Raw genomic sequence first — 17,850 nt, 5'->3', positions numbered from 1 at the left:
AACAGATGAAAGGATTATTGGAAATATATTTTACATTTTTTAAAATAAGTTCGGTAACCTTTGGTGGAGGAATGGCTATGATGCCGATACTTCAAAGGGAAATCGTACAAAATAAGCAATGGATAACCGATGAAGAAGTGATTGATTATTATGCACTCAGTCAAGGTCTACCTGGAATATTGGCTATTAATGTAGCATCTATGATAGGTTATCGCAAAAAGGGGTTAGTTGGTGATATAGCTGCAAGTTTAGGTACAGTATCGCCATGCATTTTAATAATAACTATTTTAACTTCATTTATATCAAATTTCCGTGACATAGAAATTATACAGCATGCATTTGCCGGCATAACACTTGGTGCAACCGCATTAATATTCAGCGCTATAGTGGGACTTTGGAAAAAAAGTGTTGTTGATAAAATCTGCTTAGCAATTTTTGTTATAACCGCTGCAATTATGTTTGCGTTTGATATTTCGCCGGTTATTTTGATTATACTCAGTGGAGTTATCGGAATACTTGTTAAGAAATCAGGGTTAAGAGCATGATATATTTAAAATTATTTTATGAATTTTTTATTATAGGTTTATTTACATTTGGAGGCGGATTAGCTACCATACCTTATTTGAAGGATTTAGCAGAGAGAACCGGCTGGTATGAGGTGTCATTTATAACGGATATGATTGCCATATCAGAATCAACGCCCGGACCTATAGGTATAAATATGGCTACATATGTGGGCAATGAAGTTGCGGGAATCTTTGGAGGTATCCTCGCAACTGTTTCGGAAATTTTACCCTCCATAATAATAGTGGCATTGGTATCTAAGTTTTTGTTTAAATTTAAAAACAATCAAGGTTTTAAGCATGCATTTTACGGTATAAGACCATGTGTTGCAGGCTTGCTTGCTTACGTAGGTGTGGACTTGCTAAGCGTAGCAATATTAAACAGAAGCTTGATATCGACAGTTGGTTTATTCGGCAGCATAGACATATTAAAATCAATTATTTTCTTAGCTATATTTTATTCAATAATCAAATTTAAGAAACATCCTGTTACCTATATTATAATCTCCGGAATAATAGGAATAATTCTAAAATTATAACTATTAAGGCATACAGCCTGCATCATTTAATCTGAACCTAAAATAACACTTAGGTTCTTTTTTGTTTTTATATTGGATAATAGTATAAAACATGAATAAAATAATCCTAATATATCGTAGTGAGCTTAAAACGGTACAAAGGGAGATAAATACTATGAGTACAATTGAAAAATCTTATTCATATTTATATAAAAAGGTAGTTAAGGCAGTAAATCCGTTAAAAAAGAAAGTGATAAAAACAGAATGCATAGTACATAAATTTATTAACGATCAGGCGGTTGAAATACTGAGAAATGACGGTCATACTGCTGTTTATAACATAGTTTCCAAATATATCGAAGATATAAACGAAGGAGCTGTGTGGGCCGATCAGGATTTTAAAAGCAGTAATCATTTTTATAATCCAAAAATTCAAAGGGGTCTGTACGGTAGCAGCAATGCCAGAATTGAATGCATTACTTATTACAGGAGAGCCATAAAGGAATATTTTAAGGGAGATATTAAGAATGCTATGTTTTATTTAGGTGCGGCATGTCACTTGATTCAGGATTTAACCATTCCGCAGCATGCAAATATTGAACTGTTAAATAATCACAGAGCATATGAGAACTGGGTTATAAAGATGTATAACAAGCATCGCAGATTTAAGGTAGAAAGAGGGGGTATTTATCTAGATTCGTTGGAATATTATATTAATTTAAATACTCACAAAGCTATAGAAACATACAAAATGTATTCCGGTTTAAAAAATGAGGCTATGAAATTTTATAAAATTACATCAATTTCATTAGTTATGGCACAGAAAACTACTTCCGGATTAATGAATAATTTTTTCTATGACATTCAAAGATTAAAGGCGATTAATCAAATGAGAAGAGGAGAACCTTTAATCTAGTTATATTCTGCATATACGCACTGAATCAGCCTTCTTCGCCTGATCTTGTAAGAACAATGCCGACAACAACTTTAGGTGAAGTTTCAAGAACGAGAGCACCATCAGTATTAGTTGAAGTTGCTTTTCATGATAATTGGGAGGATGCAAACTGGATAGTAAATAATAAGGAATTAATTGCCTTGGCGTTTGCCAATTCATTAGCGCAATACTTTGGTATTCCGGTCACTAATGCCAGCACACAAAATGGACGGACAATGGGCAGGGTAACATTAAATAGCGGGTACCTGAATATAAGAAATGGCCCGACTCTTAGTAATCCTGTTATAGGAATGGCACCAAACGGAGCAAACGTAGAAATAATCAGAAGAGTAGGAGATTGGTATCAAATTAGTTACAACAATATTAACGGGTATGTGTTTGGTCAATACATCAGAATAATTTAAAATGCAGGCTGTTGAAGATAAATTTTCAACAGCCTGCCATCTTGATATTCTTGTCAACCTACGTAAAAATACATCATTATATAGTGGCAGAATGAACCCGCCAGAACAAATATATGGAACAGTTCGTGGAATCCAAAATATTTCTTGCTTATATTTGGTTTTTTAATTCCGTAGATAACACCGCCCACTGTGTAAAACAATCCACCGGCTATGAGCCAGACAATGCCTCCTAAAGGCATACTTTTAACAAGCGGAGAGAATACCATTACTGCCATCCATCCCATTCCGATATACAGTACGGAGCTGAACCAGTTAGGAGTATTAATTTTAAACAGTTTAATAAACGTTCCGATAATTGTTACTGACCATACGGCTGCAAGTAATCTATATCCTATGTAATTGTTTAAAACAAGCAGACAAACAGGTGTATAGCTGCCGGCCACAAAGACAAATATCATAATGTGGTCAAGCTTTCTCATAATGAGCTTTGCTTTCTGTTTTGATTTATCAATGAAATGATAAGCAGTACTTGTAGAATATAACAAAAACATGCTTATTCCAAAAATCAAAAATGCAACTGCAGTAATTAAATTTGATATTTTGTTGGTGAACAGGAAAAATAAGATACCTGCCACCGCAAATACTGCGCCGCTTAAATGGGTCAATGCGCTTGTAATTTCTTTTTTATCTGTATTCAATAACAAAACCTCCCAGTTAAGAAGTGATACATTAATAATATTATGAATTTCAATAAATGTCAAAGCTATAAATAATATTTTTAATCAACCTGTTATTTTTATGCAAAAATTGTTTAATAAAGGCATATTTTTGCCTGTATAAAATTACTGAATGTTGAGTTAATGAAGTTGAGATGTTATAATTAATGTAACATTTAAGAAGAAAAGAGGAGATTTATGAAACCAAAGATTTTAATAACTAAAAAGTTACCTGATTATGTTGAAGAATACATAGGAAATTATTGTGATTATGAAATCATTGAAGATGCAGGATATAACGATATAATTAATAAAATTCATGATAAGGATGGATTGCTGCTTGCAGGCACCAAAATTGATAAAAATTTGCTTGAGCATGCTCCAAAATTAAAAGTAGTAAGTAATATATCTGTTGGTTATAATAATTTTAATATCGAAGATATGAAGGCGAAAAATATTATTGGAACTCATACTCCGGGAGTTTTAAATGATACTGTAGCAGATTTGATATTTGGATTGATTCTTTCCACTGCAAGAAAGCTTCCTGAGATGGATAGATACGTAAAAGATGGCAGGTGGAATAAACAAGATGAAAGCATAATATTTTCTAAGGATGTTCACCATTCTACACTAGGTATAATCGGTATGGGAAGAATAGGTGAAACCGTTGCAAAAAGGGCAAAATATGGTTTCGATATGAATGTGCTTTATTATAACAGAAACAGAAAATATGATACAGAAAAAAATATAGGTGTAAAATATGCGGATTTAAACGATCTATTAAAGCAAAGCGATTTTATACTTATAATGACTGCATTAACAGACGAAACCTACCATATGATAGATGAAGAACAATTCAACTTGATGAAAAGCGACGCAATACTTATAAATGCATCAAGAGGTGCTACAGTTAATGAAAAAGCACTTATAAAAGCGTTAAATGAAAAGAAAATTTTAGGAGCGGGACTTGATGTTTTTGAAAAAGAACCGATTGAAAAGGACAATCCGCTTCTTAAAATGTCAAATGTTGTATTATTGCCGCATGTTGGCTCTGCAACCATAAAAACACGAAATGATATGGCACGTCTGGCTGCTGAAAATTTAGTAGCGGCACTTAAGGGAGAAGTTCCTCCCAATGTGGTTCCGGAATTGAAATAAAACAAATCATGGTACAAAAATTGGGATAAAATCCATTATTTCTACTCATATATAGATTTAAAAGTGAAATAATACTAAATGAAAGTTTATAACGGGCAAAGCCATTATCGAAACTTTTAAATTACAAAACAAGGAGAAATAATATGGAAGGCAAAGTACAAAAAATGAATCAACATAATCCTGGTATTAAGTGTCTTGTAAACTCATGTCATTATTGGGAACAAGGAGATCATTGCAATGCACAAAAGATTGAAGTTGTAAGCCGTGATGCTAAAAGCAAGCATGAGACGGACTGTTCGACGTTCACACCACACACTAGCATGAAATAAACTGTTGGCAACATTAAACGGCGGAGATATTATAGGATATCCTCCGCCGTCAACACATTCTATCTTCTACAGCAGCATTTGCAGCAGCAATTATTATTGTTGTTGTTGTTGTCTTCTTCAAGAGCGTCTTCTAATAATTCGAATAAGCATTCATATACACAGTCACATCTGCGTCTGTTTCCGCCACCCGGATTCACCCAATTGCCGCAGCAAATATGATGATGATTGTTATTTTCTTCAACAGCATCTTCAATTAATTCTAATAAACATCCATAAACGCATTCACAGTCACATCTTCTGCGTCCTGTACCGCCAACTTCGTTTCCGCATCCTCTGCGACAGAAATCTCCGGCTACTGTTCCGTTAGCATAGTTTATTTTTCTTCCGCCTGCGCCTGCTACATTATTTTCATTATAATACATAATAACACCTTTTCCTATTTTGATTTTGAGCCAAGCCCATTATTATCATATTCCACCCAATAAAGATTGTTACTGCATGTCTTGTTATTGTACAAACGCGGGGACTTTGCAAAAAGTCGGGAATTTTTAAGTACGCAAATTCTCATTAAGCATACTATGAATAATAAGATTTCTTAGTTTCAATAACTCGGGACAAAGGATGTGTATTATGAATTATTTAAATCGTATATCAAAAGTTTACAATTCTGCAGAAAGAGTATTTTTTGATGACAACTCCAAATTTATTCTTATGAGTGACTGTCATAGGGGAGACGGAAGCTGGTCAGATTCTTTTTCCAGAAACCGTAATATTTTTTTTGCCGCATTGTCACATTACTACAAAGAAGGCTATACTTATATTGAGATAGGTGACGGGGATGAATTGTGGGAAAACAGAAGCTTTCAAAATATAGTTGATCAGCACCGGGATGCATTTTGGATAATGAAAGAATTTTATGATAAAGACCGTTTTTATATGATTTACGGCAACCATGACATGGTAAAGAAAAAAGAAAAATTTACAGAGGAAAATTTATATCAGTATTTCAGACAAAGAGACGGTAAAATTATTGCTTTGTTTAAAGATATAAAAGTTCATGAAGGTATAGTTTTAAAGCACAGAGATGACGGAACAGAAATAGTGCTTCTGCATGGACATCAAGTGGATTTTTTAAACAGTGATATGTGGAAAATTGCAAGATTTTTGGTGAGGTACTTTTGGAAGCCGTTAGAAAACTTCGGAGTGAATGATGTAACAAGGACAGCAAAAAATTATGAAAAGAAGAATGAAATGGCAAAGAAGCTAATGGAATGGGCAGTAAAAGAAAATAAAATAATAATAGCAGGACATAATCACAAACCTATGTTGGATTCAGATAATATGGTTCCGTATTTTAACGACGGGAGCTGTGTTCATCCACGATGTATAACAGGGCTGGAAATATCAGAAGGAAATATTCAGCTTGTCAAATGGAGCGTTAAGGCAAGGGATACGGGAGAGTTATTAATAGGCAGGGATATATTGGCAGGACCTGTAAAAATCAAAAACTACATTAATAATAATTTTATACTTACACATAATAATTAATGGATCATATATAATCTTTAATAAAAAAAACAGTGAGGTGACAAAATGAATAAATCAAAACCGGATGATAGAAGAGATAATGTCGATAAAATTCAAAGAAACATCGACAATACTATAGCAAACTACAGAGAAACGGAAGACATGATAAGAAACAGCGTTAGTAATAAGCAAAAAAATGATCTTCAGGAAAAAAACGAAAGAAGAGAACAATCAATTAAAAATATGAGAAGAGAAATAAAAGACGAAGCTCTTGATAAAAGAAATGGTAATATAAAATAGATTAACACAAATAATCAGGGAGATTCCTCGTATTAGAATCTCCCCTATTTTTCACGCACATCATAAGCGGTTGACACCAAATCATAAAATTGGGTCATCTTCTTATGCTAACGATTTATCCTTTTTAAAATTCTCCGATTGAGCTACCAGCATTCCCAAAAGCATCAATGCACAACCTAAATAGCCTCTTGCAGGTAAGATTTCTTCAAGCAGAAGCAGGCCGCCGACAGCTGCGAATACTGATTCCATACTTAAGGCAATTGCCGCATGAGAAGGCTTTGCGTGTTTTTGTCCCACTGCCTGAAGTGTATATGCAACACCTGCCGACATAATACCGCCGTACAATATTGGAACTATAGCGCTTGACAGACCACCTAGGTTGACATCTTCAAATATGAAAGCAACAATTAAGCTTAATACCGAACAGGTTGCAAATTGAATAGATGAAAGCTTAATTGCATCCACATTTCTGACAAATCTATCAATCAGTTGAATGTGGACAGCCCAGAAGAAAGCACCTATAATCTCAAGTAAATCTCCAAATTCAATTGTAAAGTTTTCGTTTATGCTTAAAAAATAAAGACCTATTACTGCCGTAAGCGCACCAAGCCACGTGGTAATATGGGTTTTTTGTTTTAAAAATATTCCTAAAATAGGAACCAATACAATATATAAGCTGGTAATAAAGCCTGCTTTTCCTGCGGTAGTATAAATCAGACCTACCTGTTGAAGAGATGCTGCGATAAACAATACACTTCCTGCCATGATGCCGGATTTAACAGTGGTTTTAAAGTCTGCTTCCTCAATTTTTTCGATGCTTTCCGTAGATTTTTTGCCGAAAAAATAAATAACCGGCAATAATGACATGCTTCCCAATGCAAATCTTACACCGTTAAACGTAAATGCGCCCACGTGCTGCATACCCACCCTTTGTGCTACGAATGCAAAACCCCATATGGCTGCAGTTAAAAGTAATATAAGTACCGATTTCACTTCTTTATTTTTCATACAAATTCTCCCTCTGCCGCATAAATAATAATTATATGTTTTTATATTAACATGTTTTATTAATTTAGGGAAGAGGGAAAAAAGATTTATCTCATGCTCTTTATGGCAGTGGTGAGCTCACAAATTGATTCTGTTAATTGATTGAGCTTTGCTTCAATTCTCACCAGTAAATATACTGCAACAGCAATCGGGAATCCAAAATTTCCAATCAGATTTAAGATATCGTCCATATCGTCACCTCCTGATGATACAGCTCCTTAATCTTTTTAAAATTCTTGATTTTTTGCAGCAAGCAGCACCGTAGGAAATATTTAATTTTTCAGCAATTTCGCCTACTGGAATTTCATCGAAATAAAATGAATATATTAATCGCTGTTCCTTTTCCGGCAGCATATCAATGCAGCTTCTAAGCAAAGAGGTTTCTTCGTCTTTAAGAACTTTTTCCTCTACGTTCTCTTTTGAATCATCTATCTCCAAATCATCGATATTAAGATGATTTGTTAAATTGATTGTATTCTTCAAGCCTCTTCTGTAGCAATTAAGGTAGAAATATTTTATCTTGCTTTTAATAAATGCAAGAAAATGAATTTCTTTATTTATATCAAAATCTTTCAAGGCCTGAAGCACTACAATGTATCCTTCCTGTAACAAATCTTCGATTATGGGGTTGCTTAAGCCCCAATACTTGTAAATATTTTTGTACAGTAGAGGCTCTAATTCGTTTAATAAAATTTCTTGATATTTCTTGTCCCCTTTTAGGGACATCTGAATAATATAATTAATATCAGTATCTGAATTATTAACCATGCTTCACCTGCTTTCCCGTACGATGCAGTTTAAGGATAACAGATTAAATTGACAATGTAAAAATGGCGATAGCATGTAAGTCAGAGTGGAAACTGATTAAATTTCGAGAAAAAAATAGTATTAAAATTTCAATGTAAATTTTAATAAAAGGATTTGTGTAAAATGAAAAAGATGTTAAAATTCAACGAGATCGAAGCCATGTTGCCTATATATGTGAAAGATACCGGAAACTGCACGGAAATTTTAACGAAAGATGAATCTTTTATAAAAAGTGCAACAATAGAAACATGTATAAAGAATCTGGCTGATTATTATAATATAAGTTTGTATCACAACAGAATAAATTATGGCAGTGAACTTGGTATTACAAATAAAGTTCCAATCGTTATAAATGAGAACATGGTCTATGTTTATGTTAATGCAAGAGAACCAATATTCAGGCATGATGCGGCATACGGGTATGTAAATATAAACTCTGTCAAAGAAGTATTTCTGAAGAATGGGCATGCAGCTATTTTAATGAATTCAGGTCATGTTATTCAGACAAGGCAAAGTATTAAATCTTTAAAAAGAAGTATTCTTAACGGCAGGTTAGCAAGGGATATATACAAGGAAAAGCATAAGAAAAGTTAAAAAAGAGAGATCCTTCGCTGCAGCTCAGGATGACATCATGCGTCATTCTGAGGTTTGAGACCGAAGGATCTCATTTTGACGGGGACATTCCTTATACTTCAAGGAGTATCCCTATGCTAAAGGTGTGTCCCCCTTCATATTAGGGTGTGTCCCCCTTCCTTGTATTGAGTCATATTATGAGTAATTGGACATATAATTAGTAATGAAATTATTTTTATATTATGGTAATCAGGGGGGCAAATATATGGATGAAAAAGCAGTTCAAAGCTTATTGCTTGAGAATAAAGAAATATTAAATGTAACAGGTGTTGAAGGTGTAGATAATTTTAATGATGAAGCGGTTGTTTTACTAACTAATAAAGGAAAGCTTACAATCAAGGGTGAAAGGTTAAACATAAGCAAATTAAACGTGGATGAAGGGAAGCTTATAGTAAAGGGTGAGATTAATTCATTAGTTTTCTCTGAATATGAAGGTCAAAGAGAAAAAGTAAGCTTGATAAAGAAGTTGTTTAAGTAGGTTGTAATGGACTACTTACCATATTCTCAAGAATACATGCTCGCAGTGTCAATAATGGCCGGCATGCTACTGGGCAGCATGTGGGACATTTACAGGTTGCTGAGACATTATGTAAAACCGGGTCCCTTTGGTACTGCAATCGGTGACTTGATTTACTGGCTGACAAGCATTTACATAGGCATCACACTTATTTTCGATTTAAGTTACGGAAATGTGAGATTTTTCATTCTTATGGGATTTATGATTGGAGCACTATTATATTTTTACGGAATCAGCCGATACATATTAAAACTGTTAATTTATATTGTCGATAAGGTGTTAAATGTTATTAAGAAAACAATAGGTTTGTTAATTGAGCCAATTAAAGCCCTTATCAGAAAATTAAAGATTATTTTGTATCCTTTTAAATTAAAATATGAAAAAATAAGGAATAATGCAAGAAAAAGATACAAATTTTATAAATTCAGGTTAAAAAAGATTTCAAAAAACAAAAAAATGTTATATAATAAAAAGAAACAATTAAAAAAAACAAACAAAAGAAAAAAACAGCAAAAGAAAAAATCAATAAATAAAAGAAAAAGCCATTAAACTAAGCACAAGACTAAGAAAGGAGCAGTCAAATGCACGACGAACAAAAGATAATAGCATTAAAAAGAAGAATAAACAATGAAGACTTCAGACAGCAGGAAAAGGCAATCAAGGAACAAAACAGACAGAAAAGGTTTGAAGCTCCTATTAAGAAGAGAAGGAGATTTAATATAATTAATTTCCTGTTTTCCGTCTTTGTCATATATTTTGCTTATACCGCTGTTAATCAATATCAGATGCTGAATGATTTAGACAATCAAATTGGTGAAAAATTATTTGAAAAAGCAAAAGTAGAAAAAAAGGTTCAGGAGCTCAAAAGTGATGTTGAAAAAATGAACAACGAAGAAGAACTTTTAGAGCTTGTAGAGAAAATTGCAAGAAATCAATATAAAATGGTTAAACCGAATGAAATTATTTACATAGATAAAAACAAAAATGATAATAAGCTCATACAAGGCATTGGATTTCAAGGGGATTTAGAAAATTAGAATTCTTTATCGCGTATTTAGACAGCCTTTTACATTATATCTCTGCTACCATAGTCATAGAGGGGTGGAGTATATGATCGGTAAAACAAATGATAAAAGTTTCAGTTTAAATTTCTTCGAAAACATTGTTAAAAATGAATTAGAACACATCAAGCAAAATTTAATTATTTTTTTGGTGTGTTTTTTGGTTGCAAGGCAAAATATAATACATGAAATATTTCCCTTTGCAATCATTGCGTTTAGTGTTTACAGCTTTAACAAGGGTGCATCATTATCTCTTCTTATTATTACAATTTCGGCTGTTTTATCAGTTAAATTTAACTTTGTATACATTATAATACTGTTGGCTGTATATGCCTACTTTATTAATAAAAAAGGTGACAAAACAATTCTGGCAGCGGCAGGATATTCTGCCATGGTATTAATGGTTTCCAAAACCACCATACTTGTAGCGGATGGGTTCAGCAAAAATGGATTGATATTAAATATTTTTGAAACTTTTTTTATTTTCAGCGCAATAATTTTATCCAACGAAGTAATAAAAATTATTAGAGGTGTAAGAAACGGTACAAAAAAAATAAATGTTCACAGATTTAAAAGGGATATAAAAAAACCTCTTAAATCTGAATTAGTCAAAAATAAAGATGATGACAGTTTAAATCATACAAATGATAAACATATCAGGAATGAAGCTGCTGCAACAGTTGCATCTACAATTACAAATATAGATGAATATAAAAAATCCAAATATATAAATATTTTTTCCGAAAAGGCAAAGATAAAAATAAGGGAACAGCTATTGTGGCATAATATAAATATAAAATTTTTTGAGGTTGTATCCTACAATAAGAATTCCATTATATTGAGCTTGACGGTTAAGACAGAAAAGAGTCCCGAAGAAGTTGAGAGTTCCATAGAACTAATCGTAAGAAATGTCAGCGGGGTAAAGCTTAAATGCACTGAAAGAGTAATTGTATCTCCTAACTATTATGTATTTAAATTTAAAAACATAAAAAGAATTAAAATCAGGACGTACAGTGCGACAGCAACTAAGGATGGAAGTATTGTATCAGGAGATAACTTCGCACATGCAGCACGGGCGGATAAATATTATACAGTATTGTGTGACGGCATAGGTTCAGGAGAAGAAGCCTGCAGTGAAAGCAACAGTGCAGTAGATTTGCTGTCGAAATTTTTATATACTGATTTTACCGAAGAACAGATATTGAGGACATTAAATTCAATATTAATGCTTAAATTAGGAGACGAAAGATTTGTAACATTTGATTTGAACATAATAGACTACGGTTCGAAAGAAATGCGGGTTTATAAGGCGGGTGCGGCTCCAACTTACATAATAAGCAATAAAAGCGTAGACAAAATTTCAGGAAAAAGCCTGCCGCTGGGTATACTTGATAATTTTGAATACAGTTCTTTTAAAAAGAATATACATATCGGAGATATAATAATTATGGTTTCAGATGGAATTACCGATTCCATCGGCATGGATGAAAAGAAAAATCTGGATAAATATTTAGAGCTTCTTGTAAAGAAAGATCCTCAGACTATAGCCAACTCCATACTGAGCTATGCGTTAAGAGGACAGGATTCGGTTATAGATGATATGACGGTATTAGTGACAAAGGTAGGATAAAACGATAAGAGAACAATTGTTGTGCTATCGTTCACCCATCGTTCAGCAGGAATTTCTATTTTTAATAAAAAATAAAAAAGTAGTTTTAATAATAGAAAATCGTGGTATAATTTTAAATATGTTAAGAACATGAGGAAAAGTATGCACGATTTAGTAAAAAGTAATATACTGAATAAAAACTTAATCAGCCACGGTGATAATGTGCTGTTAGCACTGTCCGGAGGGCCTGATTCTGTTTTTTTGTTTTATAACTTAATAAAACTAAAGGAAAATTTAAGTTTTAACCTGTATGCTTCTCATATAAATCATATGTATAGGGGCGATGATGCCTTTAACGACGAAAAATTTGTAAAACATCTATGCAGCAAGTACAATATAAAGCTTTTTGTCAAGAGAAAACATGCTGCCGAATATGCTAAGGAGCTCAGGGTAACAGAAGAAGAAGCGGGCAGAATTTTAAGATATAATTTTTTTAAAGAGAATTTGGATGAAGTGGGTGGCGGAATACTTGCAGTTGCTCATAATTTAAATGATCAGGCAGAAACCGTACTTCAAAGGATAATAAGAGGAACAGGCATTGACGGACTGAGTGCCATGTCTGTTAAAAGGGATAATATTATCAGACCTATGCTTAATGTTTCAAAATTTGAAATCTTAGAGTATCTTCATAGTAATAATTACGAATATTGCGTTGATATAACTAATTCGCAAAGCATCTACGGCAGGAATAAAATCCGTCTGGACTTGATACCCTATTTAGAGAATAATTTCAACCCTAACATTCAAAATACGCTGTACAGAATGTCTGAAGCAATGGACAGGGACAAAAAAATCATAGAAAAATATATAAAAAAAATTTTTTGTGAAGTACTTATTTCAAATGGCGATAATAAGGTTATACTAAGCATAGAAAAATTAAAAAAAACAGAGCCGGAAGAAATGGGAAGGATTTTGAGATATGCATTAGAGGTGCTGAAAGGCAATACTGTCAACATTGAAATGAAGCATATCAACTATGTAATTGACTTTGTTAACAACGGTAAGACAGGTAAAAAAATAAACTTAACAGAAGCTGTAAACATTGAAATAAGCTATGATAAATTAATATTTAATAAAAATCTTGAAAATATTCCAAAATTTAAATATAATATTGTATTACATGAGCCATTGGAAATTTCTGAAGTCGGTAAAGTTATACACTGCAAAGTGCTGGACGTTTCTGAATTTAATCCGGGGAACAAGGACACAATCAGCATAGACTATGATTTAATAGAAGGAAGGTTGATTGTAAGAAACAGGTTGACGGGAGACAGTATGATTCCTTGCGGAATGACGGGTATCAAGAAAATTAAGGATATTTTCATTGATATGAAAGTGCCTAAAGAAGAAAGAGACAAAAAACTGATTATAGCCGATGACAACAACATATTGTGGTTAGAGGACTTTAGAATTCACAACAGCTTTAAAATAACTTCGTCAACAAGGAAAATATTAAATATTACAATAAGGGAGCAGCTAAATGGATAAGGATATAAGAGAGATACTTATAGAAGAAAATGACTTGCAAGAAAAGGTTAAAGAGCTTGGAGCAAAAATAACAGCAGATTACAAGGATAAGGATTTGTTGCTAGTATGTGTTTTGAAAGGTGCGGTAATATTTGTAAGTGATTTGATGAGACAAATCGACACAACTTTAGATATAGATTTTATGGCAATTTCAAGTTATGGAACAAATACACAGTCATCCGGCGTTGTAAGGATATTAAAGGATTTGAATACATCGATAGAAGGAAGACACGTATTAATAGTTGAAGACATAATTGATTCCGGTTTAACACTGTCATATCTTGTGGAAAATTTAAAGAGCAGGGGTCCGGCATCTGTTGAAATATGCACAATACTTGACAAACCTGACAGAAGAAAAATTGATTTATCCATAAAATATACCGGATTTAAAATTCCTGATGAATTTGTGGTTGGCTATGGTCTTGACTATGCGGAAAAATACAGAAACCTTCCATGTATTGCAGTGCTGAAGGAAGAAGTATATTCCAATTGATTTCAAGTTAATATATAAACCAATTGTAATGATTTACATTTTATGATACAATTACATCATAATGTGATGATGTAATTTAATAGGAGGGCTTAATTGAAAGGATTCATGAGAAGCATCGCTATGTATATACTTATATTTGTAGTAATAATAATGTTGGTTCAAAACATGGTTGAGCCGGCTAAGGATGCACAAAGTATAAGTTACAGCGAGCTTATAATACAGCTAGAAAACAACAATGTAAAAACACTGACTTTCACGGAAAGTGAAGTGAAAGGTGTTTATAATGATGATACAAAATTCACCTCATATATACCGGCCTTATTCTTTTTTTCAGGAAGCTTTCATGACAAATACCTGGCAGAGAAAATGGAGACAGGGCAAATTGAAGTAATAGGTGCACCTATTCCTGCTACACCTTTGTGGGTTCAGGCACTTCCGACAATCGGAATGCTGGTTCTTCTGGGAGTTCTTTGGTATGTGTTTATGAAGCAATCCCAGGGCGGAGGAACAGGCAAGGCAATGTCCTTCGGCAAAAGCAGAGCGAGAATGGTAAAGGATGATGATCCCAGCAAAAAAATTACCTTTGCCGATGTTGCCGGTCTGGATGAAGAAAAAGAAGAATTGAGCGAAATAGTTGACTTTTTAAAGAATCCTGCTAAATTTGTTCGACTTGGAGCTCGTATACCAAAGGGAGTATTGTTGGTAGGACCTCCGGGAACAGGTAAGACATATCTTTCTAAGTCCGTTTCAGGAGAAGCGGGAGTGCCGTTTTTCAGTATAAGCGGTTCAGATTTTGTTGAAATGTTTGTTGGTGTGGGTGCTTCCCGTGTCAGAGATTTGTTTGACCAGGCAAAGAAAAATGCACCATGTATAATTTTTATAGATGAAATAGATGCGGTAGGAAGAAGAAGAGGAGCAGGGCTCGGCGGCGGAAACGATGAAAGAGAACAGACGTTGAATCAATTACTGGTTGAAATGGATGGATTCTCAGGCAATGAAGGAATAATTATCATTGCAGCAACAAACAGACCGGATATTTTAGACCCTGCATTGATGAGACCTGGCAGATTCGACAGACAAGTACACGTTGGACTTCCGGATGTAAAGGCAAGAGAAGAAATATTAAAAATTCATGTCAGAAAAAAACCGCTTGCAGATGATATTGATTTAGAAATAGTTGCAAAACGAACTCCCGGATTTACACCTGCCGATTTGGAAAATGCAATGAATGAAGCGGCATTGTTGACTGCAAGACAAAATAAAACATTGATATCAATGGATATAATTGAAGAAGCAATTACAAAAGTTATAGCCGGACCTGAAAAGAGAAGTAAGGTTATAAGCGATAACGAGAAGAAGCTTACTGCTTATCACGAGGCGGGTCACGCTGTTGTGGCAAAGCTTTCATCAAGCAAAGATCCTGTCCATATGATTACCATCATACCGAGAGGCGGAGCAGGCGGATTTACTATGTATCTGCCTGAAGAAGACCGTTCATACAGGTCAAAATCAGATATGCAGGAGAGCATAGTCAGATTATTAGGCGGCAGAGTTGCTGAAAAATTAGCTCTTGACGACATATCTACAGGTGCTTCAAACGATATAGAAAGAGCTACAAAAATCGCAAGAGCAATGGTTACAACATACGGTATGAGTGACGATTTAGGACCTATGACGTACGGATCAAATGACGAAGAGGTATTCCTTGGCAGAGACTTCAATAAAATAAGAAATTATTCGGAAGAAGTTGCAGCTAAAATCGACAACGAAATGCGTAGAATAATCGATAACGCATATCATAGAACAGAGTCACTCCTCAGTGAAAATATGGATAAGTTGCATCGTGTTGCCGAGGCTCTGTTAGAAAAAGAAACAATATCCGGGAAAGAGTTTGAGATGCTTTTTGACAGTGCACAATAAATAGTAATGAACAGTGAAAAAATGAACAATGAATAATAAAGAATGAGATTCTTCGCTTACGCCCAGAATGACGGCTCTTAAGCCGTGAATAGTAACAAGGATCTCATTTTTAATATTTTGAAACTTTTTCAGAATAATGCTTGACAAACTTATTTATATAATTTAATATAATGGATAATATAAAAATTGCGTTGATGCAGAGAAAGATATTTTTAGCAAGCACAGAGAGCTGGGAGAGGTGAAAGCCGGCATTGAAGAAAATATGTAATATTCACTGCGGAGCATATCTGTTCAAAGGAATACCGAGTAGGCAGATACGTGAACTCACGTTACAGAGTTAGAAGTTGTCAGACTTTGAAGTGATGATATACATATCATAATTAGGGTGGTACCGCGGAATGAATCTTTCGTCCCTATAAGCACAGTTGAATCCAAATGTGTTTATAGGAGTGAAAGATTTTTTTTATGCTTTATTTACAACAGATATACAACTTTTGGCCAAAGTGATATATAAATTTATTAATGAGGAGCATTTTATGGATAACAAATCAATCAATCAAAAATCTTCAATTCCTCCTTATATAGGAATTGCGGCAGTATGGTTCGGAACTCACGTAGGTCCGGGGATTGCATCGGGAAAGCAGGTAGTATCTTACTACGCTGAATACGGAAAGCTGGGCATGTTTACACCTTTAATAGCTATGGCACTTTTGGGGTGGGCAATTTATTATGCATTGGAATATTCAAGAATCAATAATATAAGTAATTTTAAAACCTTTACAAATAAGTTTTTTCATCCTTATGAAAAATTGTTCAGCACATTTTTTGAAATATGCTTTCTTGTAACATGCTTATTGGCACCGGGCCTTTGTATAGCAACAAGTGCACAGCTTTTGAACCAGTTCTTCGGTCTGAATATATGGATCGGAACGATAATAATGGTATTACTTTCCGTAATACTGGTTATATACGGAGTCGCATTGGTAAAAGCTGCCTCAACGGGACTTACCATAGGAATATTAACGATACTGGCAATTATAGTATCTCTTGGAATAAGCAAGGGCAGTGGAGATATAGCTTTAAACTGGAATAATTCAACATTCTCTGATTTTGGCATTTTGGCAGCAATTTGGAGTGCAATATCGTATGCAGGTTTTCAGTCCACGGGTATAATCGGCAACTGCATTTCAGTTTCCGAAGGATTGACATCAAGGAAGGACAGTGCAAAAACAGCCGCATTGGGAGTGTCTTTAAATGTATTGATGCTTGCCGCAATAGTTGTTGTTAATTACGGATTTCAGCCTGAATCAATAAATAGCCTTCTTCCGAATTTTTATATAGTTCAGCAAATCGGAATTCCTGCTTTGGAAACAGTATACGTTTTGTTTGTCGTGATGGCATCATTATCAACCATAATTACATTTGCATTTTCGCTGGTTGTCAGATTTAAGAATAAGCCGGTATTTGTTAATAACATCAGGAGTGAGAGAAGCATAAGCTTGATTATAGTCCTTATAATGTTAACATTGGACGTAATCGTATCAACTTTTGGAATTGCTCAAATAATCAATATAGGTTACAGATACCTTGGATATTTTTCAATTTTTGTGGTAATGTTCCCGTTTATAGTGGTGGGAATTAAAAAGAATAAAAAAATTAATAAAGCAATTTAATTACTTGCAGAAGTGAAGGATTTCTTAAAGAAA

22 protein-coding genes and 1 other annotated feature are annotated in these 17,850 nt (G+C 33.9%); of the genes, 17 read left to right on the top strand and 5 right to left on the bottom strand.

Annotated features, from left to right (window positions below; genetic code table 11):
* The first annotated feature begins 5 nt into the window (after positions 1 to 5).
* The 4 genes from HZF24_RS07465 (at position 6) to HZF24_RS07450 (ending at position 2,440) form a co-directional block, all read left to right on the top strand.
* A complete protein-coding gene (locus HZF24_RS07465; RefSeq protein ID WP_179237669.1) occupies positions 6 to 545 on the top strand; it encodes a chromate transporter in 540 nt (179 codons plus the stop codon).
* Positions 542 to 1,102, top strand: a complete 561-nt coding sequence (locus HZF24_RS07460; RefSeq protein ID WP_179237668.1) for a chromate transporter — start codon at positions 542 to 544, stop codon at positions 1,100 to 1,102. Before HZF24_RS07465 ends, HZF24_RS07460 begins: the two co-directional genes overlap by 4 nt.
* A 154-nt stretch (positions 1,103 to 1,256) precedes the next feature.
* Positions 1,257 to 1,997, top strand: coding sequence for a zinc dependent phospholipase C family protein (locus HZF24_RS07455; protein WP_179237667.1), 741 nt, complete (start codon positions 1,257 to 1,259; stop codon positions 1,995 to 1,997).
* 56 nt (positions 1,998 to 2,053) lie between these two features.
* A complete protein-coding gene (locus HZF24_RS07450; RefSeq protein ID WP_179237666.1) occupies positions 2,054 to 2,440 on the top strand; it encodes an SH3 domain-containing protein in 387 nt (128 codons plus the stop codon).
* Positions 2,441 to 2,493: 53 nt separating this feature from the next.
* Here the strand turns inward: HZF24_RS07450 and trhA are convergent, their stop codons facing one another.
* Positions 2,494 to 3,138 (bottom strand): PAQR family membrane homeostasis protein TrhA, encoded by a 645-nt coding sequence (gene trhA / locus HZF24_RS07445; RefSeq protein ID WP_179237665.1) that lies wholly within the window; start codon positions 3,136 to 3,138, stop codon positions 2,494 to 2,496.
* 216 nt (positions 3,139 to 3,354) lie between these two features.
* On the opposite strand from trhA, the gene HZF24_RS07440 reads away from it, so the two are divergent.
* Both HZF24_RS07440 and HZF24_RS07435 read left to right on the top strand, forming a co-directional pair.
* Positions 3,355 to 4,314 carry a 2-hydroxyacid dehydrogenase gene (locus HZF24_RS07440; RefSeq protein WP_179237664.1) on the top strand — a complete coding sequence of 320 codons (960 nt, stop codon included), beginning with the start codon at positions 3,355 to 3,357 and terminating at the stop codon, positions 4,312 to 4,314.
* A 143-nt stretch (positions 4,315 to 4,457) separates the two neighbouring features.
* Positions 4,458 to 4,643: a DUF1540 domain-containing protein gene (locus HZF24_RS07435; RefSeq protein WP_179237663.1), complete on the top strand. Its 186-nt coding sequence runs from the start codon at positions 4,458 to 4,460 to the stop codon at positions 4,641 to 4,643.
* Between the two features lie 59 nt (positions 4,644 to 4,702).
* Here the strand turns inward: HZF24_RS07435 and HZF24_RS07430 are convergent, their stop codons facing one another.
* A complete protein-coding gene (locus HZF24_RS07430) occupies positions 4,703 to 5,065 on the bottom strand; it encodes a hypothetical protein (protein ID WP_179237662.1) in 363 nt (120 codons plus the stop codon).
* A 208-nt stretch (positions 5,066 to 5,273) separates the two neighbouring features.
* Here HZF24_RS07430 and HZF24_RS07425 point away from each other — a divergent pair, with 208 nt between their 5' ends.
* Both HZF24_RS07425 and tlp read left to right on the top strand, forming a co-directional pair.
* A complete protein-coding gene (locus HZF24_RS07425; protein ID WP_179237661.1) occupies positions 5,274 to 6,191 on the top strand; it encodes a metallophosphoesterase in 918 nt (305 codons plus the stop codon).
* Positions 6,192 to 6,236: 45 nt separating this feature from the next.
* The gene (gene tlp, locus HZF24_RS07420; protein ID WP_179237660.1) at positions 6,237 to 6,470 is read left to right on the top strand and encodes a small acid-soluble spore protein Tlp; all 234 of its coding nucleotides are present in this window, start codon (positions 6,237 to 6,239) and stop codon (positions 6,468 to 6,470) included.
* A 102-nt stretch (positions 6,471 to 6,572) separates the two neighbouring features.
* Here tlp and HZF24_RS07415 read toward each other — a convergent pair whose 3' ends face one another.
* From HZF24_RS07415 to HZF24_RS07405, 3 genes are all read right to left on the bottom strand, one after another.
* Positions 6,573 to 7,478: a DMT family transporter gene (locus HZF24_RS07415; RefSeq protein ID WP_179237659.1), complete on the bottom strand. Its 906-nt coding sequence runs from the start codon at positions 7,476 to 7,478 to the stop codon at positions 6,573 to 6,575.
* Positions 7,479 to 7,564: 86 nt separating this feature from the next.
* Positions 7,565 to 7,708 (bottom strand): YvrJ family protein, encoded by a 144-nt coding sequence (locus HZF24_RS07410; RefSeq protein WP_179237658.1) that lies wholly within the window; start codon positions 7,706 to 7,708, stop codon positions 7,565 to 7,567.
* 4 nt (positions 7,709 to 7,712) lie between these two features.
* Positions 7,713 to 8,285 (bottom strand): RNA polymerase sigma factor, encoded by a 573-nt coding sequence (locus tag HZF24_RS07405; protein WP_179237657.1) that lies wholly within the window; start codon positions 8,283 to 8,285, stop codon positions 7,713 to 7,715.
* Between the two features lie 162 nt (positions 8,286 to 8,447).
* Between HZF24_RS07405 and HZF24_RS07400 the strand changes: the two genes are divergently transcribed.
* The 9 genes from HZF24_RS07400 (at position 8,448) to HZF24_RS07360 (ending at position 17,817) form a co-directional block, all read left to right on the top strand.
* Positions 8,448 to 8,918, top strand: coding sequence for a competence protein ComK (locus HZF24_RS07400; protein ID WP_179237656.1), 471 nt, complete (start codon positions 8,448 to 8,450; stop codon positions 8,916 to 8,918).
* A gap of 244 nt (positions 8,919 to 9,162) precedes the next feature.
* Positions 9,163 to 9,435 carry a sporulation protein YabP gene (gene yabP, locus HZF24_RS07395; protein ID WP_179237655.1) on the top strand — a complete coding sequence of 91 codons (273 nt, stop codon included), beginning with the start codon at positions 9,163 to 9,165 and terminating at the stop codon, positions 9,433 to 9,435.
* 6 nt (positions 9,436 to 9,441) lie between these two features.
* Complete coding sequence (gene yabQ / locus HZF24_RS07390) at positions 9,442 to 10,023, top strand: spore cortex biosynthesis protein YabQ (protein ID WP_179237654.1); 582 nt, start codon at positions 9,442 to 9,444, stop codon at positions 10,021 to 10,023.
* 32 nt (positions 10,024 to 10,055) lie between these two features.
* On the top strand, positions 10,056 to 10,511 hold the full coding sequence (locus tag HZF24_RS07385; RefSeq protein WP_179237653.1) for an FtsB family cell division protein: 456 nt from the start codon (positions 10,056 to 10,058) through the stop codon (positions 10,509 to 10,511).
* A gap of 73 nt (positions 10,512 to 10,584) precedes the next feature.
* Positions 10,585 to 12,165 (top strand): PP2C family protein-serine/threonine phosphatase, encoded by a 1,581-nt coding sequence (locus HZF24_RS07380; protein WP_179237652.1) that lies wholly within the window; start codon positions 10,585 to 10,587, stop codon positions 12,163 to 12,165.
* 141 nt (positions 12,166 to 12,306) lie between these two features.
* A complete protein-coding gene (gene tilS / locus HZF24_RS07375) occupies positions 12,307 to 13,692 on the top strand; it encodes a tRNA lysidine(34) synthetase TilS (RefSeq protein ID WP_179237651.1) in 1,386 nt (461 codons plus the stop codon).
* Positions 13,685 to 14,224: a hypoxanthine phosphoribosyltransferase gene (gene hpt, locus HZF24_RS07370; protein ID WP_179237650.1), complete on the top strand. Its 540-nt coding sequence runs from the start codon at positions 13,685 to 13,687 to the stop codon at positions 14,222 to 14,224. Before tilS ends, hpt begins: the two co-directional genes overlap by 8 nt.
* Positions 14,225 to 14,329: 105 nt before the next feature.
* The gene (gene ftsH, locus HZF24_RS07365; protein ID WP_179237699.1) at positions 14,330 to 16,144 is read left to right on the top strand and encodes an ATP-dependent zinc metalloprotease FtsH; all 1,815 of its coding nucleotides are present in this window, start codon (positions 14,330 to 14,332) and stop codon (positions 16,142 to 16,144) included.
* Positions 16,145 to 16,326: 182 nt separating this feature from the next.
* Positions 16,327 to 16,562: a binding site (T-box leader), on the top strand.
* 118 nt (positions 16,563 to 16,680) lie between these two features.
* Entirely contained in the window at positions 16,681 to 17,817 is a 1,137-nt protein-coding gene (locus HZF24_RS07360; RefSeq protein WP_179237649.1) for a YkvI family membrane protein, read from the top strand.
* Positions 17,818 to 17,850 lie beyond the last annotated feature (33 nt).

It is taken from the genome of Sedimentibacter hydroxybenzoicus DSM 7310 (assembly GCF_013403245.1).
GTDB lineage: Bacteria > Bacillota > Clostridia > Tissierellales > Sedimentibacteraceae > Sedimentibacter > Sedimentibacter hydroxybenzoicus.
The sequence above is the reverse complement of the archived record's forward strand: the minus strand, read 5'-3'. Positions and strand labels throughout refer to the sequence as shown.